This is a genomic window from Sporofaciens sp. St.21A7 (assembly GCF_059728535.1).
The window spans coordinates 1,847,946-1,872,241 of the sequence record NZ_BAAGFN010000001.1; the positions used below are offsets into that span (position 1 = coordinate 1,847,946).

Genomic DNA, 24,296 nt, shown 5'->3' on the forward strand with positions numbered 1-24,296 from the left:
GGGGAAGACCAATATGAAGAAAGTGAGTGTAATCCTTGCGGACGGATTTGAAGAGGTGGAGGCCCTGACCGTCGTGGACCTTTTGAGACGCGCGACTATCTATGTGGACACCGTCTCTATCATGGAAGATTATACGGTACACGGCGCGCACGGAATCAATGTGCAGACGGAAGATTTGTTCGAGGAAGTGAACTTTGTCGAGTCAGACATGATTGTGCTGCCAGGAGGAATGCCGGGGACGAAGAACTTAGACGCCCATGCCGGGGTGCGCCGGGTTGTGAAGGGATTCTATGACGAGGGCAAGAAGATTGCCGCAATCTGTGCGGCTCCGACGGTGCTTGGCAACATGGGGCTTTTGAAGGGAAAACGTGTTTCCTGCTACCCTTCCATGGAGAAGGAGATTCAGGGAGCAGTGATTTCCGGCGGAGCTGTCACCGTGGACGGGAACATCATCACCAGCCGCGGCGTGGGTACGGCGATTGATTTTGCATTAAAGCTGATTGAAGTGTTGTCGGGACCTGCAAAGGCGAAGGAGATTGCGGAATCCATCGTATATGAGACGAAATAATACTGGATATTTAGAGAGGTTTGTGTTATACTTTTTTGGTGAATGTTAACTGTCGGCGGACAGTATAGAAACAGGAGGAAATGGTAGATGAGCTTACAGGTAGAGAAGTTAGAGAAAAACATGGCGAAACTTACAATCGAAGTTTCTGCCGATGATTTTGAAAAAGCGCTTCAGAGTGCATATAAGAAGCAGAAGAACAGAATTGCAATTCCGGGGTTCCGTAAGGGAAAGGTTCCGCGCCAGATGGTTGAGAAGATGTACGGCGCAGAGATTTTCTTTGATGATGCGGCTAATGAGCTGATTCCTAAGGCATATGGGGAAGCCTACGATGAGTGTGAGGAGGATATCGTATCCAGGCCTCAGATTGACGTCGTACAGATTGAGAAAGGGAAGCCGTTCATCTTTACGGCTACGGTTGCGCTGAAGCCGGAAGTGACCCTTGGGCAGTATAAGGGGCTGGAAGTGGAAAAGTATTCTACGGACGTAACGGACGAAGAGATTGATGCAAGGCTTACGGAAGAGGCGGAGAAGAATGCGAGAAAGGTTACGGTAGAAGACCGTCCGGTTCAGGATGGAGATGAAGTAATCCTTGACTATGAAGGGTTCGTAGACGGCGTTGCTTTCGAGGGCGGCAAGGGAGAGAACCATCCGCTGGTAATTGGATCCGGTTCTTTTATCCCGGGATTTGAAGAGCAGCTGATTGGCGTCAATGCAGGCGTGGACGTGGAAGTTAAGGTGACATTCCCGGAAGAGTACCATGCAAAAGACCTGCAGGGCAAGGAAGCTGTGTTCCAGTGCAAGGTACATGAGATTAAGGCGAAGGAGATTCCGGAGATTGACGACGAGTTCGCATCCGAGGTATCTGAGTTCGATACGTTAGAAGAGTATAAGGAAGACCTGAAAAAGAGCATTGCCCAGAAGAAGGAGTCCGAGGGTAAGGAGAAGCAGGAGGACGAAGCGGTAGAGCAGGCTGTGGAGAATGCACAGTATGAGCTTCCTGAGGCGATGATTGAGACACAGGTGTCACAGATGGCAGAAGATTTCTCACGGAGAATTAAGGGCCAGGGACTTACGATGGAGCAGTATTTCCAGTTTACCGGGTTATCTGCCGAGAAGCTGTTAGAAGATATGAGGCCGCAGGCTGAAAAGAGCATTGAGACCCGTCTGGTGCTAGAGGCAATCGTGAAGGCTGAGAATATCGAAGTCAGCGAGGAAAGATTAGACGAAGAGATTCAGAAAATGGCAGAGATGTACCGGATGGACGCAGATAAGATGAAAGAGACGATGGGCGACAAAGAGAAAGCGCGCATGAAGGAAGATATCGCTGTTCAGGAAGCGATTACATTCCTTGTTGAGAACGCCGTGGAAAAATAATCGCTGTCGCGGATAGGGAGGCAGATACATGAGTTTAGTACCTTATGTCATTGAACAGACAAGCCGTGGGGAACGATCCTACGACATTTATTCAAGATTATTGAAAGACCGGATTATTTTTCTCGGGGAGGAAGTGTCCGACGTATCGGCAAGTGTTGTCGTTGCACAGCTTTTATTCTTAGAGGCGGAAGATCCGGAGAAGGATATCCACTTGTATATCAACAGCCCGGGAGGGTCTGTGACGGCAGGCCTTGCGATTTATGACACGATGCAGTATATCAAGTGTGATATTGAGACGATCTGTATCGGTATGGCGGCAAGTATGGGTTCCTTCCTGCTGGCAGGCGGGACGAAGGGAAAGAGGCTGGCTCTGCCCAATGCTGAAATCATGATCCATCAACCGTCAGGAGGAGCGCGGGGACAGGCAACGGAGATTGAGATTGCCGCGAAGCATATCTTACGCACCCGCGAGAGATTGAACCGAATATTATCAGAGAATACGGGACAGCCGATTGAAATCATCAGTGAAGATACGGACAGGGATAATTTCATGTCGGCAGAGGAAGCGAAGGAGTACGGGCTGATTGACGAAGTCATCAAGAGCCGTTAAGCTGTCTTCTAAAGGATGTCCCTTAGACGAGGTGAGAGAATGGTAGGAAGGAACGACGATCAGGTCAGGTGTTCGTTCTGCAATAAGACACAGAATCAGGTGCGCAAGCTGATTGCAGGCCCGAACGGGGCGTATATTTGCGACGAGTGTATCGACGTGTGTACCGAGATTCTGGAGGAAGAGTTTGAGTTCGGCGACGAGCGGCAGTGGAATCCATTTTCGGACATCAATCTGCTGAAGCCGGAAGAAATCAAGGAGTTCTTGGATGAGTATGTCATCGGCCAGGATGAGGCAAAGAAGGTCCTGTCGGTGGCGGTGTACAACCACTATAAGCGGATTATGGCGGGAAGGGACTTAGGCGTGGAGCTTGGCAAGAGTAATATCCTGATGCTCGGCCCTACGGGATGCGGGAAGACCCTGCTTGCCCAGACCCTTGCCAGAATTTTAGGCGTTCCCTTTGCGATTGCCGATGCGACGGCGCTTACGGAAGCCGGATATGTGGGGGAGGATGTGGAGAACATCCTGCTCAAGATTATTCAGGCTGCCGACGGGGATATTGACCGGGCGGAGTATGGCATTATCTATATTGACGAGATAGACAAGATTACCAGGAAGTCGGAGAATCCTTCGATTACGAGGGATGTTTCCGGTGAAGGCGTACAGCAGGCGCTCCTGAAGATTGTGGAGGGTACGATTGCCAACGTACCGCCTCAGGGGGGAAGGAAGCATCCCCATCAGGAGCTGATACAGATTGATACGACGAACATCTTGTTTATCTGCGGCGGCGCATTTGAAGGGATAGATAAGATTATCGAGAAGCGGATTGACCGGAAGTCCATCGGATTCAATGTGGAGATCGGCGACAAGCATGAGAACGACGTTGACCGGCTGCTTAGTCAGGCGCTTCCTCAGGATCTTGTGAAGTTCGGGCTGATTCCGGAGCTGGTAGGGCGCGTCCCGGTCACGGTGGCGTTGGAGACGCTGGACGAGGAGGCGTTAATCCGGATTCTGACAGAGCCTAAGAACGCCATTGTAAAGCAGTACCAGAAGATGTTAGAGCTTGACGGAGTGGAGCTGACCTTTGACGAAGAGGCGCTGAAAGCGATTGCTCGGACTTCCTTAAAGAGAAAGACGGGAGCCAGAGGATTGCGGGCGATTATGGAGAATATCATGATGGATATCATGTACAAGGCTCCTTCGGACGCTTCGTTAAAGGCGTGCCGGATTACGGCGGATGCCGTAAAGGGAATCGGAGAGCCTGAGTACGAGCGGATTGCAGTCCGGTCGGAGAGCGCTTAGTACGAAGAAACGTAGAGGCAGGAAAGAATAAGAGGCGGGTGCATATGTCTGTACCCGCCGTAAGCGGAGAATCTCGCAAGCGGGATTCTTTTCTTCATACATGGATATTTATTAGCTTAATTCTTAGAGGAGAATTGTTTATGAACAGAGAGACGATGAGTCTGCCAATGGTGACTTTAAGAGGGATTACGATTTTACCGGAGATGGTCCGCCATTTTGACGTCAGCCGTTCCAAATCCCTCAAGGCAATCGAGGAAGCCGTTGAGGGAAATCAGAAGATTTTCCTGACAGCCCAGAAGGACGGCGATGTGGAGGAACCGGGGCTTGAAGATGTGTACCGTACGGGATGCGTAGCGACGGTGCGGCAGATTATCAAGCTGCCCAGGAAAGTGAGCCGTGTCCTGATTACAGGAGAACAGCGGGCGTATATCAATACCATTGAATTCGAGGAGCCTTATCTTAGGGCAAATATCACTGAGGTTCCGGATACGGACGTCTCCGGGGTTCTGGCGTACCAGCCGGGCATAGATGGAGAGCTGGAGAGGGGGATGGAACCGCCGCTGAATACGGAGGCGATGCTCAGGGGACTGAAGGATATTTTCAAGGAATATCTGTCCAAGAACCCTAAGCTCTCGAAAGAGCTGGGAACACAGGCAGAGAATATCGGCAAGCTGAAGAAACTGGTTGACGTGGTGGCGGCGAATGTGCCGTTTGCCAATACGGACGCCCAGCAGATTCTCGAAGAGGCTGATCTGGTGAAGCGTTACGAGCTGCTTTCCTTCAAGTTGATGAATGAAATCCAGATTATGAACGTCAAGGATGAGATTCAGGCGAAGGTGAAGAAGCGGGTGGATAAAAATCAGCGGGAATATATCCTCCGGGAAGAGGCGAAGCTGATTCGGGAGGAGTTAGGGGACGACAGCACCCTTTCCGATGCAGAGGAGTTCCAGCAGAAGGCGGACGCCCTTGAGGCGCCGGAAGAGGTGAAGAAAAAACTGAAAAAGGAAATCCGCAGGTTCCAGAATACCTTGGGCAGTCAGGCGGAAAACGGTGTAATCCGTACTTATATCGAGACGATGCTTGAGATGCCTTGGGACAAGACCTGCGAGGAATCCGAGGATATCGAGTCTGCAAAGCAGATATTGGAGGAAGACCACTACGGGCTTGAGAAGGTCAAGGAGCGGGTATTGGAGTTCCTTGCTGTCCGGACTTTGACGAAGAAGGGGAATACTCCCATCCTCTGTCTGGCAGGCCCTCCGGGAACCGGTAAGACGTCTATCGCGAAGTCTCTGGCAAGGGCGCTTAACAAGCCTTATGTGCGCATTTCCTTAGGGGGAGTACGGGACGAGGCGGAAATCCGGGGACACCGGAAGACCTATGTAGGCGCGATGCCTGGCAGGATTGCCAACGGTTTGAGGCAGGCGGAGGTGAAGAACCCGCTGATGCTTCTGGACGAGATTGACAAGGTCAGCAACGATTACAAGGGGGATACCTTCTCGGCGCTTCTGGAAGTGCTGGACAGTGAGCAGAACCGGAAGTTCCGCGACCACTATCTGGAGGTCCCGGTGGATTTGTCGGAGGTACTGTTCGTTACCACGGCGAATACCTTGCAGCCAATCCCAAGGCCCCTTCTGGACCGTATGGAAGTGATTGAGGTCAGCAGCTATACTGAGAACGAGAAGATGCATATCGCGACAGAGCACTTGATTCCCAAGCAGCTTGAGAAGCATGGGCTGGATTCCGAACAGCTTAGTATCAGCAAGAAGGCGCTGTGGAAGATGGCACGCAACTATACGAAAGAGGCAGGTGTGCGCCAGTTGGAGCGGAAAATCGGGGACATTTGCCGGAAAGCAGCAAGGGAAATCCTGGAGATGAAGAAGGAATCTGTCCGTGTGACGGAGCGCAACTTATCCCATTATCTTGGGAAGGAATTATATATTTACCAGATGGCGAATGAATCGGATGAAGTCGGGATTGTCCGGGGATTGGCATGGACCAGCGTGGGCGGAGATACCCTTCAGATTGAGGTGAATATCATGCCGGGAGAGGGAGAAGTATTGCTTACTGGGCAGATGGGAGACGTGATGAAGGAATCCGCAAGGACCGGGATCAGTTATATCCGTTCCGTCAGCAAGGAGCACAAGATTGACGAGAATTTCTTTAAAGAGCATGACATACACATCCATATACCGGAAGGGGCGGTCCCCAAAGACGGGCCGTCGGCCGGAATTACCATGGCGACTGCGATGATGTCGGCGATTACAGGAAGGAAGGCGCGTGCGGACATAGCCATGACCGGTGAGATTACGCTGCGCGGCCGGGTGCTTCCAATTGGAGGCTTGAAGGAGAAACTATTGGCGGCGAAGAATGCGGGCATTAAGATGGTCATTATCCCTAAGGAAAATGTATCCGATGTGGAAGAGCTGTCCCATGAGATTACCAGAGGCCTGAAAATCGTACCGGTTTCCCGTATGGACGAGGTTCTGAAACTTGCGCTGGGCGGACGGAGCAAGGCGTCGAAGCCCAGGAAGTAAAAAGAGGTAGAACATGATTATTAAAAATGTTGATTTAGAAACAGTATGCGGGATCACCAGCAAGATACCGGAGAATCAGATGCCGGAGATTGCATTTGCGGGCAAATCCAACGTAGGGAAATCATCACTGATTAATACGCTGATGAACCGGAAATCCTATGCCCGTATTTCTGGGAAACCGGGGAAGACCCAGACCATTAATTTTTACAATATTAACCGAGCGCTCTATCTGGTTGACTTGCCGGGGTATGGGTATGCCAAGGTGTCCGAGCAGGAGAAACAGAAATGGGGGCAGATGGTGGAGCGTTATCTTCATGGCTCGAAACAGCTGCGCGCCGTGTTTCTGTTGATTGATATCCGCCATGAGCCGTCTGCAAATGACAAGATGATGTATGACTGGATTGTGGACCAGGGATATCCGCCGATTATTATTGCGACGAAGCTTGACAAGATTAAGCGGAGTCAGCAGGATAAGCAGGTCAAGGCAATCCGGCAGGGATTGAGCCTGCCCTCGGGAACGGCGGTGATTCCGTTTTCCTCGGTGACGAAACAGGGAAGGGATGAAATCTGGGAGCTGGCAGAGAAGGAATATCTGAGATAGAGGGATATTTCCCTAAAAAGAGGTGAATAATACGTGGAGATGAATTTAAAAGAACAGATGCAGGATGAACGTCCCTACTGGAAGGTAGCCGTAAGCCTTGCTTTCAGCCTGATAGGGACGGTCTTGTGCCTTTATCTGGGATATAAGCTGCTGGGGTTCTTTATGCCCTTCGTGGTTGGCTGGGTCATTGCGGCGATTGCAAGCCCTGTGGTGAATTGGCTGGAAAAGCGGGTGAAGCTGATTAAGAAATGGGGTTCTGCGCTGATCATTATCGGTGTTTTAGGGATGGTCGGCCTGCTCATCTATCTGCTTGCCAGTACGATTGCCCGGGAGGTGGTAAGCCTAATCCAGAACATGCCGGAAATGTATCAGGATTTGGAATCCGGTATGGATACCATTGGGGAGAGCCTAAACGGCGTCTTCCGGCTGCTTCCCGCAGGCGTCCAGGAGGGCTGGCATACCATGATGGACAATCTGGAGCAAACCATGGGGGACATTATCGGCAAGCTCAGCGAACCCACCGTTTCGGCGGCGGGAAGGTTTGCCAAGGGAATTCCTTCCGCCCTGATTGCAACCATCGTGACTTTCATCTCGGCCTATTTCTTCATCGCAGAGCGGGAGGACGTGATTGTGTGGGCGAAACGGATTGCACCTAACGCTTTGGTGAGCCGGATGACGATGGTAGTGGATAACCTGAAATATGCCGTGGGAGGATATTTTAAGGCACAGCTCAAGATTATGGTGGTCGTCTATGTATTATTGCTGGTGGGATTTTTGGTACTCAGGATTCACTTTTCCTTCCTGCTTGCGTTCTTGATTGCCTTTCTGGATTTCCTTCCCTTCTTTGGGACGGGGACGGCGTTGATTCCGTGGGCGGTCTATAAATTCATGATGGGAAATTATAAGATGGTGGCAGGGCTTCTCATTTTATACGGCGTTACCCAGTTGGTGCGCCAGTTAATCCAGCCTAAGCTGGTGGGGGACAGTATGGGGCTAAAGCCCTTGGTTACACTGGTACTACTGTATGCAGGATACAAAGCGGGCGGTGTGTTCGCAATGATTTTCGCCGTGCCCGTGGGGCTGATTGTGATAAACCTCTATCAGGCGGGAGCATTCGACTATATTTTGGATGATGCAAAGATACTGGTGGAAGGGGCGCTGAGCCTGCGGAATTAAAGCGCTGTAAAAGGGAAGCCGAAGGATAGGAGACGAGAGTATGGAGCAGTTGTTAAAAGAGTTCAGGGATGATATCGCGCAATTTCGTGAGATGACGGAGAAGTTTTATGCAAACGAAGTCAGTGTGAAGGAATATAAAGGATTTTCCGGAGGTTTCGGAAGTTATGCACAGAAGGGCGGTACGGCGAGCATGTTAAGGCTCCGTCTGCCGGGCGGACGGATTGACAAAGAAAAATTAAAATTTATCGTGGATTCCATTCAGGAGTATGGAATCGAGAAGGTACATGTGACGACCTGTCAGACCGTACAGTTCCACAATCTCAGCATGGAGACGGTCTGTGAGATTATGGAGAAAGCCTTCGATGTGGGTATTATCACGAGGGGCGGCGGCGGAGACTTCCCGAGGAATGTGATGGTGTCCCCGTTATCCGGCGTGGAACAGGGGGAGTATTTCGACGTGATGCCTTATGCGCTGGCAGTGTCGGACTATTTGCTGGGAATCATTAAGACTGTGAAAATGCCGAGGAAGCTCAAGGTATGTTTCTCGAATTCTCCTGCAAATGAACCCCACGCCACCTTCCGGGATTTAGGATTCGTGGCGAAGCCGGACGGAACTTTTGACGTGTACAGTGCAGGCGGCCTCGGGAACAATCCCCGTATGGGCGTAAAAGTTGCCGGACAGATTTCGCCGTCAGAGGTGCTGTACTATGTAAAAGCAATGGTCGAGACATTCGTCGCCTATGGGAATTATGAGAGCCGCGCAAAGGCAAGGACCAGATATATGCAGGAAACCCTTGGCGTCGAGGGGTATCGGCGGGCATATCTTGAGAAGCTTGAGCAGGTGAAGGCAGGAGAGGATATGACAATCCGCGTATCCCCATGCCCGGTCACAAAGGATGGCAGCGAATTCGTTGGCAGGGATGGGGCTTATAGGCCTGTTCAGGGAGGCAGATATTCCCGGGTGATTCCACAGAAGCAGGAAGGGCTTTATGCCCTGGCGTACCACCCAATCGGCGGAGTGCCCCAGGCGTCAAAATTTGCAGAGATTTACGAAACGATTCAGGATATGGAAGAGGTGGAGCTTCGTCTGGCTCCGGACGAGACGATTTATTTTATTAACCTCAATGGCAGAGAGGTGGAGAAGGCGCTTCAAGTTACCGCCGACGGGGCGAAGAATCTTTTCGAGACATCCGTGGCATGCATCGGCGCTTCGATTTGCCAGGTGGGTTTACGGGATTCCCAAGGTGCGTTGGCGCAGATCATTGAGGAAGTAAGGAAACAAGATTTTGCAGACGGCGTCCTGCCGAGAATCCATATTTCCGGATGTACGTCTTCCTGCGGGACGCACCAGATTGGCACGCTTGGCTTCCACGGAGGGGTAAAGCGGGTAAATAATGTGGTGGAACCGGCGTTTACCTTTCATGTCAACGGTTCTGACCGGGAGGGGGAAGAACGGTTTGGCGAGCAGTGGGGAGTGATGCTGCAAAAAGACCTTCCTGCATTTTTTACGGAACTTGGACAGGCAGTCCAAGGGGAGCATACTACGTTTGATTCATGGTTCGCCCAGGAACCTAAGAAACTGCGGAAGATTGCAGAAAAGTATTTTGTATAACATTTTAAAGAAATATACGGTAAAAGTTTTGATATTTTATGCCGGATGTAGTATAATGACCGTATACGTGAGAAATTCTGCACCAGTTGACGGAAGAGCTGTAATTATACTATATAAAAGAGGAGGAATACATTCTGATGAAATGTCCAATATGCGGTCAGGAATTGAAGCCGGGGAAAAAAGATCCGAATTATCTCTTATGTTATAACTGTAAGAAGAAGTTCAAGGTTCCCCAGAAGAAGATAGAGAAGAGCAGAGATGAAGAGGAGGAGCAGGAAGAGCAGACTTACTCCAATATTCCTCCTAAGAATGTCCGTAAGAAACGGGAAGCCGAGATGCGCAAGGCATATGACGAGATGCTTGCCGTAGGCGACGGGAAAGGCAAGAAGAAGCCTGCTCCTAAGCCGAAACGTAAAGAAGAGATTGACGACGATTATGATGACGACGATGACGATTATGATGACGACGATGATTTCTATGATGACGATGAGAAGATATCCAAACTCCCGATTATCATTCTTGCTATTGCGATTGTAATTGTGGCGGCGTTGATTGTATTCGTGTTGCTGAAGTAATGGAATTTTACCATAGGAGGTCTAAGGATAGCGTGACGGGGGCCACGCTATTTCTGTTGCCTGAGTCTTTACTCACGAAGAGGCGATTGCTGTAAGGAAACGGCGCACAGGATTGGAGTACGCCGTAAAAAGTAGATATTGATGGAGGAAGGAAACGTGAAGAAGAGTATTAACAAAAAAATAGTAGTAAATACTACTGCTATTGTCGTTGTCCTGGCTGTGATTCTTGTGATCGTTATGGCGCTGTCTATGAAGGTTCTTACGAGAGAGATTATGACAGATGTGCTTCCGTCTACGACCAAGATGGCTTCCCAGAGCATCGAGTCTAACATGCATATGCTGGCAGACCGGATTTTTATGATCAGCGACCGGGTTGCCATCCAGAATCCCGACAGTTCCAGAAAGGAGAAGGAGGAAGCCTTGAAAGAAGCGCAGTCGGGGATAGAGTTCCTCTGGCTTGGGCTTTACAAGGAGGACGGCTCCCTCTATCTGGGGGATAACGCCTGCCCGTCGTCGATTGCTGACAGGGAACTGTATTCTCTGCTTCAGGAGACACAGAATCTGGCTGTGGATGATGTAGATTCTGCGGGGGGAGAATTAGAGCTTGCTATGGGAATCCCTGTGATGTCTGGGGAAGAGCTTCACTATTATTTGGTGGGAAGTTATAAATATGACGTATTGAACGATGTACTGAGCAATATCAACCTCAGCGCCAACGGCGAGGCGTATATCGTGAACTGGGAAGGCGAGATTATGGGATGCCGGAATACGGAGCTTGTAGGAAACCAGAAAGGGATTGAGGATGTAACACAGTTTTCCGGCATCAAAGATTATTTAACGGAGAAAGAGACTGGCGTGACCAGCATAGGAAAATCCTTAGATGCGGCATTCGTAAGCTATGCGCCGATCAACGGGACCAGATGGCATCTGGCTTTAATCGTACCGCAGAGGGATTTCATGGGACCTGCTAATACTGGGATTTTAGCGAGTATTGGGCTTACCTGTCTGCTTCTTTTGCTTGCGGGAATCGTTACCCTCAGATTCTCATCCAAGATCCAGAGGTCGCTTCGTGGGGTGACAGAAAGAATCGGGCTTCTTGCACAGGGAGATCTGAAGACTCCGACGGAGGTCATCAAGACTGACGATGAGACGGAGCTGTTGTCCCATGCTTTGAGCAATACAGTAGAGAGTATTAATGGGTACATATCGGAATTGTCCCACATTCTGGAAAATATGTCCGGCGGTAATTTCCAGGTGGACGTAAGAGGGGATTTTGAAGGAGATTTTATCGTGATGAAAGAATCCCTTAACAAAATCATCGATGCACTGAACCGGATGCTGAAGTCTATCAAGATTTCTTCCGAGGAGGTGCTTTTAACTGCAAGCGCCGTGTCAGAGAGTGCGCAGCAGGTACACCATGGTTCCACGGAGCAGTCGGAATCCTTGAATGTACTGTCTCAGGAGACGACGGCTATTGAGCAGAATATTCTCCACGTGGATGAGAATACGAAGACGGTGGAAGACCTGATGAAGACGACTCAGGAACACATGGAGACGGGCGACGGCAATATGAAGAACCTGCTAAGGGCAATGGAGGATATCAACCGGAACTCTGTGGAGATTACGAAGATCAATAAATTCCTGGAAGATATTTCCTTCCAGACCAACATCCTGGCGTTGAATGCGTCCGTGGAGGCTGCAAGGGCAGGGGAGGCTGGCAGAGGATTTGCGATTGTAGCGGAAGAGGTGGGAAATCTTGCCGCACAGAGCGCGGAATCCTCTAAGCGTACCACCAGCATGATTGACAGTTCTATTCAGGCAGTGGAGCGGGGAACTGAATACGCCAAGAAGGTAGCGGAATCATTCCGCGATATCGGAGAGATTGCAGACCAGATTTCAAAGATTACGGAACAGCTTGCGGAAAATGTGACTGTCCAGAAGCATTCTCTTGGCAACATGACAGGGCAGATTACCCAGATCAGGGATGTGGCGCAGCATAACCTGAATGCAAGTTATGAAAGCACCACGGCGAGCCAGAAGTTGAACCGGCAGGCACAGAAGCTTAAAGAGATTGCCGGCAGTTTCAGATTGAGGGAGGAGTAGCGTCATGTGGAAGAAGAGGATATGGATTCTGTTATTGTGTATGTGTACCGGGCTTTTCGTGGTTTCCTGCAAGAAAGAGGAGAGGCTGAAGGACGGATATTATACTGCGCAGATGTCGGATTACAGCCATGGATGGAAGGAGTATGTGACCATCTGCGTGATGGAGGATAAGATTGTGTCCGTGGAGTACAATGCGGAGAATGCAAGCGGTTTTATCAAATCCTGGGATATCGCTTATATGAAGAATATGAATAGGGTACAGGGAACCTATCCGAATAAGTACACAAGGGAATATGCGGCGCAGCTTCTTGAAAACCAAGGAGCTGGCGATATCGATGCGGTGAGCGGTGCAAGCACCTCGGGAGGGAATTTTGTCAGGCTTGCGACGGCTGTCCTTGAGCAGGCGCAGAAGGGAGATACCACGGTCGCAATCGTGGAGTCAGAGAAAGAATAAGTACATTTCAAAAGGCAGGATACACAACATCCTGTCTTTTTGCATACTATAGTACAAAAAAATATAGGAGTAAGAGTATGGCTTATTCAATTATTTTGGACGCAGGCCACGGGGGGAGTGACCCTGGAGCCGTGTATAATGGCCGTCAGGAGAAGGACGACGCCCTGCGCCTGGCCCTTGCCGTGGGAGAAATCCTCCAGAACCATGGAATTGACGTAGAGTATACGAGAACGACGGACGTATTCGAGACACCCTTACAAAAAGCTATGGAAGCGAACCAGTCGGGGGCAGACTTGTTCCTGTCAATCCACAGGAACTCATTTCCCACAGACAATGAAGTGTCAGGGGTCGAGACATTGATTTACGACCTGTCAGGCCTGAAATACCAGATGGCGCAGGACATTAACGACCAGTTAGAGGCTGTGGGATTCGTGAATCTTGGCGTGAAAGAGCGTCCCAATCTGGTAGTACTTAGAAGGACGAACATGCCGGCGCTGTTGGTGGAAGCCGGATTCATCAATTCAGAAGTGGATAACCAGTTGTTCGATGAAAATTTCCAGGATATCGCCCAGGCAATCGCGGCGGGCGTGTTAGACACACTGGATTCACAGGGAATCGTCAAGGATGAGGATTACCGCGTCCAGGTAGGCGCATTCCGCAACCGGAGATATGCGGAACGGCTGCTGAACGAATTATTGGAGGAAGGGTTCCCGGCATATATCGACGATTCGGGTCCTTACCTCCGGGTCCAGGTGGGAAATTTTGACGATATGGATGATGCGGTGGATATGGAACAGCGCCTGAAACAGGCCGGATTCCCCACCGTAATTGTGAAATAGAGTCCCAAATGTCAGTACACCGGTGATACGGGGGCAGCCCCGTATTGCCGCCCCATTACCCTTTGGGGAGGGAGAAGATGAACTCCGTCCCGACTCCCTCTGTACTGACCACGCTGATGTTCTCACCGTGTGCCTGGATTGCCTCCTTGACGATGGCAAGCCCCAGCCCGGTTCCTTTCTTATCCTTCCCGCGGGAGAGGTCGGACTTATAGAAACGCTCCCATATCTTATTGAGGGAGGTCCTTGGTATCCCGATACCGTCATCCTTGACGGAGGTATATATTTTCTCTCCCCGCTCCGTCGTCTCAATGGTGACGACCGAATCCGAATCGCTGAATTTGATGGCATTGTCCAGAAGATTGTACAGGACTTGCTGAATCTTACGTTTATCTCCGTTGACGGTCAGCTTTTTCGGCGGAAAAATGACTTCGATGGAAATCTTTTTCTGCGTGCAAGTCCCCTCGAAAGAAGCCGCCACATTCTTGATCATTTCATGGATATCAAACACTTCTTTATTCAACAGCATGTTTTTCGTGTCAAATTCATTCAGGGTCAGGAGATCCTGAGTAAGATCCGTAAGCCGCTCTGTCTCAAAGAGGATAATCTTCAGGTACTTTTCATGAAGTTCCGGCGGTATGGTTCCGTCTGCCATCGCCTCTACGTACCCCTTGATGGAAGTCAGGGGGGAACGGAAATCATGGGAGACATTTGCCACAAATTTTTTCTGGTAATCCTCCATATCCCTAAGCTGGGAGGACATATAATTCAGGGAGGCGGACAGATACCCCATCTCATCCTCCGTGTTCACAGGAATCTCGTAGTCCAGATTGCCGGAAGCATACTGTGTCGCAGCCTCCGTAATCTTGCGCAGCGGCAGGTACACGAAATACTGGAAGGCAAGAAGTACCATGAAGGAAAGGAGATAGATAACAAATACCGTGATGACTGCCGCCCGGAGAAGGATTTTCTGGGAATTACGGGAATCGGAAATATACTTGTGAATCAGCAGATATCCTTTGGGAGAATACCCGAAGACCACAGGCGCAATGACCGTAATGACATCCTCCTCAAAATATCCGTGATAGCCGCCTGTCTGGTACTGGCTCCCCCCGCTTTCCATGGGGTCAAAGCCTTCAATCTGACGGGGGGCAGAAGGGTAATCATTAGACACGGCAGAGGATATGACGCCGCCGTCCTTGTCCACGAACCACACGGCGGCTTCTAGCTGAATCTCAATGCCGGATAGCTGCAAGTGTACCTCCGAGGCGTCAATCTCTTCCGAAAAATAGGAGGGGAGATACCGGCTGGCAACGAGATTCGCCTCCCGGTACAGGGAGGTTGCCATCTCGGATTCCAACGGGCTTTCCGTCAGGCTAAACGTCAGGGTAGCCACGATAAAGATGTTGAGGAATCCGAAGATGACGTATATGATAACAAATTTTAGGTATAATGTACTGCGCATGTAATCCGCCGCTCCTTATGGTATCGCTTGTTCTACTTCACTTCAAACTTGTAGCCAATTCCCCAGACTGTGCTAAGCCCCCAGGAGCTATGGTCTTTGATTTTCTCCCGGAGCCGCTTGATATGGACGTCCACCGTGCGGGTGTCTCCGATATATTCATACCCCCAGATTTGATCCAAAAGCTGCTCCCTTGTAAATACTTGATTGGGGGAGGCGGCGAGGAAATACAAAAGTTCCAGTTCCTTAGGGGGCATATCTACCTGAACGTTGTCCACCAGTACGGAATAATTCGTAAGGTTAATGGAAATGCCCGGATAGTCCACGCATTTTCCCTTATTCTCCGGGGCTTCCTCCTGCTTCGGCGCTGCCTGGTAGCGGCGCAGGACGGCTTTCACCCGGGCGACCATTTCCTTGGAATCGAAAGGCTTCATGATGTAGTCGTCGGCGCCCAGCTCAAGCCCTAACACCTTATCGAAGACTTCGCCTTTTGCCGACAGCATAATGATCGGCACATTTGACCGAGTCCTAAGCTCCCGGCATACCTGATAGCCGTCGATGCCGGGAAGCATCAGGTCTAACAGTACCAGGTTGGGCTGGTAAGTATCGTGGGCAATCAGAGCCTTTTCCCCGTCGTGTACCATCATTGTGTCAAAACATTCTTTGGTCAGATACAGGGAAATCAGTTCGGCGATGTTCTCGTCATCGTCAACGATTAAAATTTTCTGTTTATTTACCATTTATGATATCTCCTAGCTATTTCAGTTCTACGATTGTCACTCCTGCGTCTCCTTCTCCGAATGCACCCAGCCGGAAGGACTTCACGTGCTTCTGGCGTTTCAGGTAGGTATGGATGCCTGAGCGCAGCGCGCCGGTTCCTTTGCCGTGGACGACGCGTACATTGGACAGGTGGGCAAGGGCGGCGTCGTCCAGATATTTATCCAGTTCCGCAATCGCCTCGTCTACCGTCTTGCCCAGCAGGTTAATCTCCGAGCTGACTGAGAAGGACTTGCCCATCTTCATCTTGCCCTTGGAGGTCTTGTGCATCTGTTTTGCAGAGTAGGAAGGTGTCTCCTCAATAATCTCCAAATCGGAAATGTGGACCTGGGAGCGCAGGATTCCCATCTGGACGGTGACGTTCCCCTTGGAATCAGGCAAGGCAATGACAGACCCGTTCAGGTTCATGCTCAATACCTTGACGGATTCTCCTAATTTAAAGTCCGAAGGCTTGTGCTGTTTCTTTGGCTTCTGTGTTTCAATGGCCAGTTTGGAGCCGACGGACGCCATCTTTTTGCGCAGCCGCTCCCGTTCCTTTTCCATCTCTGCCGCGGAAATGTTCTCCTTGCCGAACTTGCGGAAATTGCGCAGTGTCTCGTCTGCTGTCTCCTTGGCGTCCGCTAAGATAGCGTGGGCCTTCTCGTTGGCTTCACGCAGAATCCGCTCTTTCTGAGCCTCTAATTTTTCCTGCTTTTTGCTGACCTCTGTCTTGAGCCGTTCTAGTTCCCGCTTGTAGGCGGCAATCTCGTCTTGTTCTTTCTGGATTGTCCGCTTGCTGGTCTCAAGGTCGGTGAGCAGATCTTCAAAAGATTCGTCCTGCTCGGTCAGATGAGTCTTCGCCTCTGCGATAATATAGTCCGGAAGCCCCAGTTTCCCCGCAATGGCAAATGCGTTGCTCTTCCCGGGAATCCCAAGGAGCAGGCGGTAAGTGGGACGAAGTGTCTCTAAGTCGAACTCACAGCAGGCATTCTCAACGCCGGGTGTGGACAATGCGTATACCTTCAGCTCGCTGTAGTGGGTGGTCGCCATGGTACGGATGCCCCGCTGATGCAGATAGCTCAAGATTGCCGTAGCAAGGGCCGCGCCCTCCGTGGGGTCGGTTCCGGCCCCAAGCTCGTCGAAGAGGACGAGGGAACGCTCATTCACCTGCGAAAGGAAGGAAACGATATTCGTCATGTGGGAAGAAAAGGTACTGAGGCTCTGCTCAATGCTCTGTTCATCCCCGATGTCCGCATAGACCTGCTCGAACACGGCAAGTTCGGAACGGTCAAGCGCCGGGATGTGAAGCCCCGCCTGCCCCATGAGGGTAAATAACCCCACGGTCTTTAGGGAGACTGTCTTTCCGCCTGTGTTGGGCCCGGTCACGATTAAAAGATCGAATTCATCCCCAAGAGTGACCGTGATTGGGACTACCTGACGTTTATCTAACAGCGGATGCCTTCCTTCCCGGATACGGATACGCCCTTCCGTGTTAAAGACCGGCATAGAGGCGTTCATATTAAGAGCAAGGCTTCCTCTGGCAAAAATAAAGTCCAGTTCGCCAAGGACGGTGTAATCCGTATGGATTTCTTCGATATACTGTGCGGTCTCTTCGCTAAGGCGGGCAAGGATGACCTGAATCTCTTCCTGTTCCTTCCCATAAAGTTCTTTTAAGTCATTATTCAGTTTTACCACTGCCATCGGTTCAATGAACAGTGTGGAACCGGTAGAGGACTGGTCATGAATCAGGCCGGACACCTGGCTTCGGTATTCTGCCTTTACCGGGATACAGTAGCGGTCGCCCCGCATGGTTATGATGGGGTCTTGCAAATAAGTGCGCAGAGAGCCGTTCACCATGCCGGACAGAGTCCCATGGACTTTATCATTCATTTGGCTGATAGAACGGCGGATATGCTTCAATGTTGGGCTTGCGTCGTCGCTTATTTCATCCTCTTCTAAGATGCACCGGCGGATTTCCGCAGATAGTATGCTTAAAGGCTCTAACTGTTGGAAAAATGAATCCAGGCAGTCCTCCTCGTCGTCGCTATTGTCGTGCCTTCCGTAGGCTTTGGCGCGCCCGGCGGCTTCTAAGAGCTTGCAGATGCGCAGAAGTTCCCCGCTTCCAAGGGCTGCGCCCACCTCGAGGCGTTTCAGGGAGTCATTGACCGGATTGCATCCGCTAAGGGAAAGACGCCCTTTCTTGACAATACGGGTAAATGCAGCCGCGGTCTGCTGCTGCGCCGTGTTAATGTCCGGCAGAGAAGTCATGGGGCGCAGTTTCCTGCACCGTTCTTTACCGCTGAAAGAAGAAGCCTGCTCTGTGAGCAGTTCGATTACTTTATGGTATTCCAATTTGTTCAATGTTTTTTTATTCATATTCATCACCTAGCACTATTCTAACCTATTTGCGCCATAAAGGGAAGGATAAATATTGAACAATCGTCTTTCTTGGAGTATACTATATCTACTAGGGTGTATTTTAGAGTATTATGTGTGTTGTCCTGACGAGTGGACCGCGCCGGATGCCCGGACGGACCATAAGGAATGGAAAAGGAGAAGGGCGGGTCTATGGAAGAGCAGAAAGATCCAAGGGAAGCATTACATCCACAGGAAACGATAAAGGATGAATCTGAGGAGGGGCTTAAAGAGTATTCTTTTTTGCAGGAGACGATCAAGAGAGACCGCAGAGGCGAGAGGAAAGGATTTTTCCGGATGGCAGGCCGGGGCCTGATATTCGGCGTATTTGCCTGCTTTAGTTTCAGCGCGCTAAAGCCGGCGATGGACAGCATTTTTCAGGATGATCCAAAGGAGGTCACGATTCCGGCGGAGGAAGAACCGGAGGAGAAAGAGGAGGAAGAGCCGCCGCAGCCGGAGGAGGCGGTAGTACAGCAGCCGCTGGACGCGGACAGTTACCGGCAGATGCAGCAATCCCTGACGGCCATCGGCGTTAAGGCGAACCGGTCTGTGGTGGAGATTGCGGGCGTGTCGCAGGAGAAGGACTGGACGGAGGAATCGAAGGACTATAAGAACAGCGTGTCCGGCCTGATTGTGGCGGATAACGGGCGGGAGCTTTTGATTCTGGGTAAATCTTCGGTGGCAAAGGATGCGAAGGAATTAAAGGTTGTATTTAACAATGGCCAGGCGTATCCGGCGGCGCTGAAAAAGAGCGACGGGAATCTGGGGTTCGGAATCTATGCCGTAAATCGTTCCGATATTCAGGATTCTACATGGGCGCAGATTGATATGGCGGTTCTTGGCAGTTCTAACGCCGTGTCCAAGGGGGATATTGCGATTGTGCTTGGCAAACCGTTTGGGTACGCGGGGGCAATGGGCTTCGGTTCCATTGCATCAGGAAAGAATGTCCGGGATTCGGCTGACGGGCAGTACCGGCTGATTAACACGGATATTGCCGGCTCCAAGAACGGAAGCGGCTTTATCGTGAATCTGAAAGGGGAGATTATTGCCCTGATTGACCAGAGCGCAGCGGAGGAAGACAGCACGGAGCTGATTATCGGTTACGGGATTACGGATGTGAAGGATGTGATAGAATTCCTTTCCAATGGGCAGGGCGTCCCGTATATCGGAATCTGGGGGGTGGATGTTACGCAGGAGATTGAGGAGCAGGGAATCCCCAAGGGATTGTATGTGAAGAATGTGGATGCTGATTCCCCGGCGATGGCGGCGGGAATCCAGAATGGCGATGTGATTACCAGCATGGACGGCGTGGAGATTGGGTCTTACGGGATTTACCATGGGACGCTGATGGGGAAGAAGGCTGGAAGTGAGGTCGTGCTCAAGGGGCAGCGCCAGGGCGCCGACGGATATGTGGATATTGATTTTAAGGTGGTGGTCGGGAGCAAGGAGATGTAGAGGGAGAGTTTTACGGAAAACCTGGGTTGAGGACAGTACGGGCCTGACGCACCTGCAAAATGGTGGGAGTAGGGGCATGTGGGATGAAAGATACCGGCATACGGGCTGAAAAATAGAAGACGATAAATAGACAATCAATAAGACAGAATGAAAAGAGGCAGAAAAATGAGATATATCAATACTCTTCGTGAGGGTGAGACAATCAGGAACATTTATTTATGCAAGGGAAAGCGTTCGGCGGAGACGAGGAACGGGAAACCATATGACAATCTGATTCTTCAGGATAAGACGGGAGTCTTGGATGGGAAGGTATGGGATCCGAATTCCGGCGGGATTGCAGATTATGAGGAGATGGATTTCATCGAAGTGTACGGTGAGGTAATCAATTACAACAATAATCTACAGTTGAATATTAAGCAGATTCGCAAGGCGCAGGAAGAAGAGTATGTAATGGCGGATTATCTGCCTACTAGCGATAAGAATACGGAGCAGATGTACCGGGAACTGATGGGATATGTGGGAAAGATTGGGAATGCTTATCTGAGGCAGCTGATAGAATTTTATTTTGTGAAAGACGAGGCGTTCATCCGGCGGTTCAAGGCACATTCGGCGGCGAAGACCGTTCATCACGGGTTTTCGGGAGGACTCTTGGAGCATACTTTGAGCGTGGTGAAATTCTGTGAATATATGGCGGGAGCTTACCCGATACTGAACGGGGATTTGCTGTGCGCAGCGGCAATCTGCCATGATATCGGCAAGGTCAGGGAATTGTCTCCCTTTCCGGAGAACGATTATACGGACGACGGGCAGCTTTTAGGGCATATCGTAATTGGTGTGGAGATGATAAGTGAGGCGGTAAGGTCGATACCGGGATTCCCTAAGCGGCTGGCAAGTGAGCTGAAGCATTGTATCGTGGCGCATCACGGGGAGCTGGAGTATGGGTCGCCGAAGAAACCGGCCCTTGCGGAGGCGCTTGCACTTAATTTTGCAGACTGTGCGGATGCAAAAATGCAGACGCTGACGGAGATTTTTAAGGATAAGAACAGTAATGAATGGCTGGGGTATAACCGGTTATTTGAGTCGAATTTGAGGAAGACGACTATGGGGATATAGAAGTTTTTAAGTGATAACCCTTGGCGGGCAAAAGGAGCAGATAGAAGCTGCGAGTGGTTCTTTGCCTGCCGAGGGTAATTTTGACTTTGCCGAGGACGGCAAAATGGATGTTGAAGATGCTAGTGTGCTGTCTGTATTATATCTGGCGGAACTCCGCAGGATATTCGTTCATCTGCAAGGCGGATTTTCAAGGGCGTAGCGGTGGCTACGGCTAGAAAATCCAACGCGGCAGATGGGCGAATAGACAAGGAGGTTTGACTGAATATAATGCAGACAGCACACTAGAGTGCTGTGTTGAAAGTTGGAGTGGAAATCAGGTATGATACATTGCAGGTTGGAATGGAAGTCGGGTATGATACATTGCAAGTTGGAGGGAAAAATGCGGAAAAATGATATGGTCACGGTAATGATTGAGGATATGGGCAGCAATGGGGAAGGCATCGGGAAAATAGACGGGTATGCGTTGTTTATCAAAGATGCTGTCATTGGGGATGTGGTGGAAGCCAAGATTATGAAAGCCAAGAAGAATTATGCATATGCAAAACTGGTGAAGATTGTTACGCCTTCTGCGTACCGTGTGGACAAGCCTGCCTGCCCGATGGCGAGAAGCTGCGGCGGATGCCAGATTCAGGAGATGGAGTATGGCAGGCAGTTGAAATTTAAGGAGGATAAGGTCAGGGAGAATCTGATTCGGATCGGGGGGATGCCAAAGGAGACTGTTTCAGAAATCATGGAGCCGATTGTGGGAATGGAGGAGCCGTTTGCTTATAGGAATAAGGCACAGTTTCCGATTGGGACAGATAAAGACGGGAAGATTGTCGCTGGGTTTTATGCGGGAAGGACTCACAGTATTATTCCGAATACGAGATGTGTGCTGGGGGTGGATGTAAATGAGAGGATTCTGCGCTGTGTGATTGATTTTATGGAGGAGTATGGAATCAGCGCTTACTGTGAGGAAGAGCATTGCGGGCTGGTCCGGCATGTGTTGATCCGTTATGGTTTCCGGACAAAAGAGATCATGGTCTGCCTTGTGATAAATGGGGCGGAGATTTCCCATGGGGATGTGCTGGCTAAGCGGCTGGCTGGGATTGAAGGGATGACCAGCGTTACTTTAAGCGTCAACCGGGAGAGAACGAACGTGATTATGGGGAAGGAGATCCGCCTGTTGTGGGGGCAGACGTATATTACGGATTGGATTGGGGATGTAAAGTACCAGATTTCGCCTTTGTCTTTCTTTCAGGTTAATCCGGTGCAGACGGAGAAAGTGTATGGCCTGGCGTTGGAATACGCGCAGCTAACGGGGGAGGAGACGGTTTGGGATCTGTATTGCGGGATTGGGACGATTTCCCTGTTTTTGGCCAGGAGGGCAAAGCAGGTGTATGGGGTGGAGATCGTGCCTGAGGCGGTCGTGGATGCACGGGTGAATGCGAAGGTAAATGGGATTGGGAATGTGGAGTTTTTTGAGGGGAAGGCAGAGGAGGTGCTGCCGGAGTTTGGAAGGAGATTTGAGGAGGAGCATGGGGGGAGGAAATGTCATGCGGACGTGGTGGTGGTTGACCCGCCTAGGAAAGGGTGCGATGAAGGGCTGCTTAGGACGATTGTGGAGATGGGGGCTAAGAGGGTTGTGTATGTGAGTTGTGATCCGGCGACGCTTGCGCGGGATTTGAAGGTTCTGCGGGGGGAAGGGTATGAGGTGGAAAGAGTGAGGGCGGTGGATCAGTTTCCGCATACGGTGCATGTGGAGACGGTATGTTTATTGTCCAAACTTCATTCAGACCAACATATTGAGGTGGAGCTTCAGATGGACGAGCTTGATTTGACGGCTGCGGAGAGTAAGGCAACCTATGAGGAGATTAAAAATTATGTGTTGGAGCATAGTGGATTGAAAGTCAGCAGTTTATATATCGCACAGGTAAAAGAGAAATGCGGAATTATTGAGAGAGTGAATTATAATCTGCCAAAATCGGAAAATGCCAGACAGCCAAAATGCCCGCCAGAGAAAGAAGCAGCTATAAAGGAGGCGTTGGAGCATTTTCGCATGATTTGATGTATGAACAAATAAGAAGTGATAAGCTGCTTTGTAGAATGGATATCAAAATCTCAAGAAAATGTTTAGTAATATAATTTTACAATAGTGATGCAGAACCTATTGCTTTAAAAATATTGAAAGAGTGACAAATAAAGTGAATTATGTGAAATAAAGTTGTAGAATAAGAGATTATTAAGAATGATGGGAGAAAACAGATGATATACGTGCCAGATTTAACGGTAAAAAGTGCATTAGAATTTTCAAAAGAAATTCATAATTGTTTTTTGGAAGAGGGCGAAGTGTTTGATTTTTCTAAGGTACATAATTGCGATCCTTTTCCGATGCTAGTGGTTTCTAGTTCAATTAGACAGAGAAGAAATGAATCAGATGTAAAAAAATGTGTCGCTAAAAACTGCAATAATAGTTATGCTGAACATATGAGATTTTATACAGCAATTGGAATCAAACATGGAAAAGGGTTTGATGAAAATTACGGCAATCAGAGGTATCTTCCAATTACCAAGTTAGACATTAAAGAACTTCGAGAACAGGGTGCGACTAATTTGGAGAGAATACAGGAAGTAATAGTTAGTAAATCAAATTTAATGGCAAATGTATTGTCACAAGGAAATTCTTCTTATAAGAAATGGTTGAGTTATGCATTAACAGAAATAATGAGAAATATACCTGAACATAGTAATGCTAAAGAAATTTGGTATTGTGCACAATATTGGCCTTCATATGACTTGGTTGAACTTGCGATTTTGGATGAGGGAATTGGAATCAGAGAAAGTTTATTAAGTAATATAGCGTATGAAAGTTTAATAAGTACAGACAAAGATGCATTGAAGTATGCGTTAAAACCAGGTATTTCAAGAACATTTGTTCCTGGTAAAAGCAATTCTTCAATGGATGAATGGGCAAATTCGGGATATGGATTATACATGGTAAGTAGAACATGTGCTGCTTTGGGAGGGAGTTTTATTATATTAAGTGGTGATGCAGCAATGAAAGTAGATGAAGATGGGATAAAGGAATATCCACAAAATTGTTATTTAAAAGGAACTGCAATTCAGATAAGAGTTCGTTTATCTCAAATGGTAAAATATGAAGATGTTGTACAAAAGATATTAAGTGAGGGTGAAAAAGAAGCGAAGGAGGATAAAAAAACTATAAAATCTGCCTCAAAGTCAACAAAACATATTTTAGGATATTGATATAAAGCATAGAAAATTGAATATGTCTAAGGCACATCATTATGAAGCCGCTTATTCTTATTGATTTTTTAAGAGTAAGCGGCTTTTTTGCGTCCTGTCGTTCTCTG

Annotated in this window: 20 protein-coding genes; 17 read left to right on the forward strand and 3 right to left on the reverse strand. The window is 49.5% G+C overall.

What is annotated here, in order from left to right; genetic code table 11:
• The first annotated feature begins 13 nt into the window (after nt 1-13).
• From AC6I3O_RS09040 to AC6I3O_RS09095, 12 genes are all read left to right on the forward strand, one after another.
• Nucleotides 14-568 (forward strand): DJ-1 family glyoxalase III, encoded by a 555-nt coding sequence (locus AC6I3O_RS09040; RefSeq protein ID WP_497850616.1) that lies wholly within the window; start codon nt 14-16, stop codon nt 566-568.
• Between the two features lie 87 nt (nt 569-655).
• Nucleotides 656-1,942, forward strand: a complete 1,287-nt coding sequence (gene tig, locus AC6I3O_RS09045) for a trigger factor (RefSeq protein ID WP_497850617.1) — start codon at nt 656-658, stop codon at nt 1,940-1,942.
• A gap of 28 nt (nt 1,943-1,970) precedes the next feature.
• Entirely contained in the window at nt 1,971-2,552 is a 582-nt protein-coding gene (clpP, locus tag AC6I3O_RS09050; RefSeq protein WP_497850618.1) for an ATP-dependent Clp endopeptidase proteolytic subunit ClpP, read from the forward strand.
• 39 nt (nt 2,553-2,591) lie between these two features.
• Complete coding sequence (gene clpX, locus AC6I3O_RS09055; protein ID WP_497850619.1) at nt 2,592-3,851, forward strand: ATP-dependent Clp protease ATP-binding subunit ClpX; 1,260 nt, start codon at nt 2,592-2,594, stop codon at nt 3,849-3,851.
• A gap of 140 nt (nt 3,852-3,991) precedes the next feature.
• Nucleotides 3,992-6,385, forward strand: coding sequence for an endopeptidase La (gene lon, locus AC6I3O_RS09060; RefSeq protein ID WP_497850620.1), 2,394 nt, complete (start codon nt 3,992-3,994; stop codon nt 6,383-6,385).
• A gap of 13 nt (nt 6,386-6,398) precedes the next feature.
• Nucleotides 6,399-6,986, forward strand: coding sequence for a ribosome biogenesis GTP-binding protein YihA/YsxC (gene yihA / locus AC6I3O_RS09065; protein WP_497850621.1), 588 nt, complete (start codon nt 6,399-6,401; stop codon nt 6,984-6,986).
• Nucleotides 6,987-7,043: 57 nt separating this feature from the next.
• A complete protein-coding gene (gene ytvI / locus AC6I3O_RS09070) occupies nt 7,044-8,162 on the forward strand; it encodes a sporulation integral membrane protein YtvI (protein WP_497853442.1) in 1,119 nt (372 codons plus the stop codon).
• A gap of 40 nt (nt 8,163-8,202) precedes the next feature.
• Entirely contained in the window at nt 8,203-9,774 is a 1,572-nt protein-coding gene (locus tag AC6I3O_RS09075) for a nitrite/sulfite reductase (protein ID WP_497850622.1), read from the forward strand.
• A 137-nt stretch (nt 9,775-9,911) separates the two neighbouring features.
• Nucleotides 9,912-10,349 (forward strand): hypothetical protein, encoded by a 438-nt coding sequence (locus AC6I3O_RS09080; protein ID WP_497850623.1) that lies wholly within the window; start codon nt 9,912-9,914, stop codon nt 10,347-10,349.
• A gap of 156 nt (nt 10,350-10,505) precedes the next feature.
• Complete coding sequence (locus AC6I3O_RS09085; RefSeq protein WP_497850624.1) at nt 10,506-12,452, forward strand: methyl-accepting chemotaxis protein; 1,947 nt, start codon at nt 10,506-10,508, stop codon at nt 12,450-12,452.
• A 4-nt stretch (nt 12,453-12,456) separates the two neighbouring features.
• Nucleotides 12,457-12,906 (forward strand): FMN-binding protein, encoded by a 450-nt coding sequence (locus AC6I3O_RS09090; RefSeq protein WP_497850625.1) that lies wholly within the window; start codon nt 12,457-12,459, stop codon nt 12,904-12,906.
• A 77-nt stretch (nt 12,907-12,983) separates the two neighbouring features.
• The gene (locus AC6I3O_RS09095) at nt 12,984-13,745 is read left to right on the forward strand and encodes an N-acetylmuramoyl-L-alanine amidase (protein WP_497850626.1); all 762 of its coding nucleotides are present in this window, start codon (nt 12,984-12,986) and stop codon (nt 13,743-13,745) included.
• 55 nt (nt 13,746-13,800) lie between these two features.
• On the opposite strand, the gene AC6I3O_RS09100 is transcribed toward AC6I3O_RS09095, so the two are convergent.
• Genes AC6I3O_RS09100 through AC6I3O_RS09110 form a run of 3 tightly spaced genes read right to left on the reverse strand, consistent with a single transcriptional unit; the run spans nt 13,801 to nt 18,336 of the window.
• Nucleotides 13,801-15,207: a HAMP domain-containing sensor histidine kinase gene (locus AC6I3O_RS09100; protein WP_497850627.1), complete on the reverse strand. Its 1,407-nt coding sequence runs from the start codon at nt 15,205-15,207 to the stop codon at nt 13,801-13,803.
• 32 nt (nt 15,208-15,239) lie between these two features.
• Nucleotides 15,240-15,944, reverse strand: a complete 705-nt coding sequence (locus tag AC6I3O_RS09105) for a response regulator (RefSeq protein WP_497850628.1) — start codon at nt 15,942-15,944, stop codon at nt 15,240-15,242.
• Between the two features lie 16 nt (nt 15,945-15,960).
• Complete coding sequence (locus AC6I3O_RS09110) at nt 15,961-18,336, reverse strand: endonuclease MutS2 (protein WP_497850629.1); 2,376 nt, start codon at nt 18,334-18,336, stop codon at nt 15,961-15,963.
• 192 nt (nt 18,337-18,528) lie between these two features.
• On the opposite strand from AC6I3O_RS09110, the gene AC6I3O_RS09115 reads away from it, so the two are divergent.
• The 5 genes from AC6I3O_RS09115 to AC6I3O_RS09135 all read left to right on the forward strand — a co-directional run bounded on the left by AC6I3O_RS09115 (nt 18,529) and on the right by AC6I3O_RS09135 (nt 24,189).
• Nucleotides 18,529-19,830, forward strand: a complete 1,302-nt coding sequence (locus AC6I3O_RS09115; RefSeq protein WP_497850630.1) for a S1C family serine protease — start codon at nt 18,529-18,531, stop codon at nt 19,828-19,830.
• A gap of 165 nt (nt 19,831-19,995) precedes the next feature.
• Entirely contained in the window at nt 19,996-20,943 is a 948-nt protein-coding gene (locus AC6I3O_RS09120; protein ID WP_497850631.1) for a 3'-5' exoribonuclease YhaM family protein, read from the forward strand.
• Nucleotides 20,944-20,953: 10 nt separating this feature from the next.
• Nucleotides 20,954-21,142, forward strand: a complete 189-nt coding sequence (locus AC6I3O_RS09125) for a hypothetical protein (RefSeq protein ID WP_497850632.1) — start codon at nt 20,954-20,956, stop codon at nt 21,140-21,142.
• Between the two features lie 180 nt (nt 21,143-21,322).
• The gene (gene rlmD / locus AC6I3O_RS09130; RefSeq protein ID WP_497850633.1) at nt 21,323-22,990 is read left to right on the forward strand and encodes a 23S rRNA (uracil(1939)-C(5))-methyltransferase RlmD; all 1,668 of its coding nucleotides are present in this window, start codon (nt 21,323-21,325) and stop codon (nt 22,988-22,990) included.
• 197 nt (nt 22,991-23,187) lie between these two features.
• Nucleotides 23,188-24,189, forward strand: coding sequence for a hypothetical protein (locus AC6I3O_RS09135; RefSeq protein WP_497850634.1), 1,002 nt, complete (start codon nt 23,188-23,190; stop codon nt 24,187-24,189).
• The last annotated feature ends 107 nt before the right edge of the window (nt 24,190-24,296 follow it).

Coding starts and splice junctions, on each gene's coding strand:
- AC6I3O_RS09105 (WP_497850628.1), bottom strand. CDS start 15,944: ATGGTAAATAAACAGAAAATTTTAATCGTTGACGATGACGAGAACATC.
- AC6I3O_RS09075 (WP_497850622.1), top strand. CDS start 8,203: ATGGAGCAGTTGTTAAAAGAGTTCAGGGATGATATCGCGCAATTTCGT.
- AC6I3O_RS09115 (WP_497850630.1), top strand. CDS start 18,529: ATGGAAGAGCAGAAAGATCCAAGGGAAGCATTACATCCACAGGAAACG.
- AC6I3O_RS09100 (WP_497850627.1), bottom strand. CDS start 15,207: ATGCGCAGTACATTATACCTAAAATTTGTTATCATATACGTCATCTTC.
- clpP (WP_497850618.1), top strand. CDS start 1,971: ATGAGTTTAGTACCTTATGTCATTGAACAGACAAGCCGTGGGGAACGA.
- tig (WP_497850617.1), top strand. CDS start 656: ATGAGCTTACAGGTAGAGAAGTTAGAGAAAAACATGGCGAAACTTACA.
- yihA (WP_497850621.1), top strand. CDS start 6,399: ATGATTATTAAAAATGTTGATTTAGAAACAGTATGCGGGATCACCAGC.
- AC6I3O_RS09040 (WP_497850616.1), top strand. CDS start 14: ATGAAGAAAGTGAGTGTAATCCTTGCGGACGGATTTGAAGAGGTGGAG.
- AC6I3O_RS09095 (WP_497850626.1), top strand. CDS start 12,984: ATGGCTTATTCAATTATTTTGGACGCAGGCCACGGGGGGAGTGACCCT.
- rlmD (WP_497850633.1), top strand. CDS start 21,323: ATGCGGAAAAATGATATGGTCACGGTAATGATTGAGGATATGGGCAGC.
- AC6I3O_RS09080 (WP_497850623.1), top strand. CDS start 9,912: ATGAAATGTCCAATATGCGGTCAGGAATTGAAGCCGGGGAAAAAAGAT.
- ytvI (WP_497853442.1), top strand. CDS start 7,044: ATGCAGGATGAACGTCCCTACTGGAAGGTAGCCGTAAGCCTTGCTTTC.
- clpX (WP_497850619.1), top strand. CDS start 2,592: ATGGTAGGAAGGAACGACGATCAGGTCAGGTGTTCGTTCTGCAATAAG.
- lon (WP_497850620.1), top strand. CDS start 3,992: ATGAACAGAGAGACGATGAGTCTGCCAATGGTGACTTTAAGAGGGATT.
- AC6I3O_RS09135 (WP_497850634.1), top strand. CDS start 23,188: ATGATATACGTGCCAGATTTAACGGTAAAAAGTGCATTAGAATTTTCA.
- AC6I3O_RS09120 (WP_497850631.1), top strand. CDS start 19,996: ATGAGATATATCAATACTCTTCGTGAGGGTGAGACAATCAGGAACATT.
- AC6I3O_RS09110 (WP_497850629.1), bottom strand. CDS start 18,336: ATGAATAAAAAAACATTGAACAAATTGGAATACCATAAAGTAATCGAA.
- AC6I3O_RS09090 (WP_497850625.1), top strand. CDS start 12,457: ATGTGGAAGAAGAGGATATGGATTCTGTTATTGTGTATGTGTACCGGG.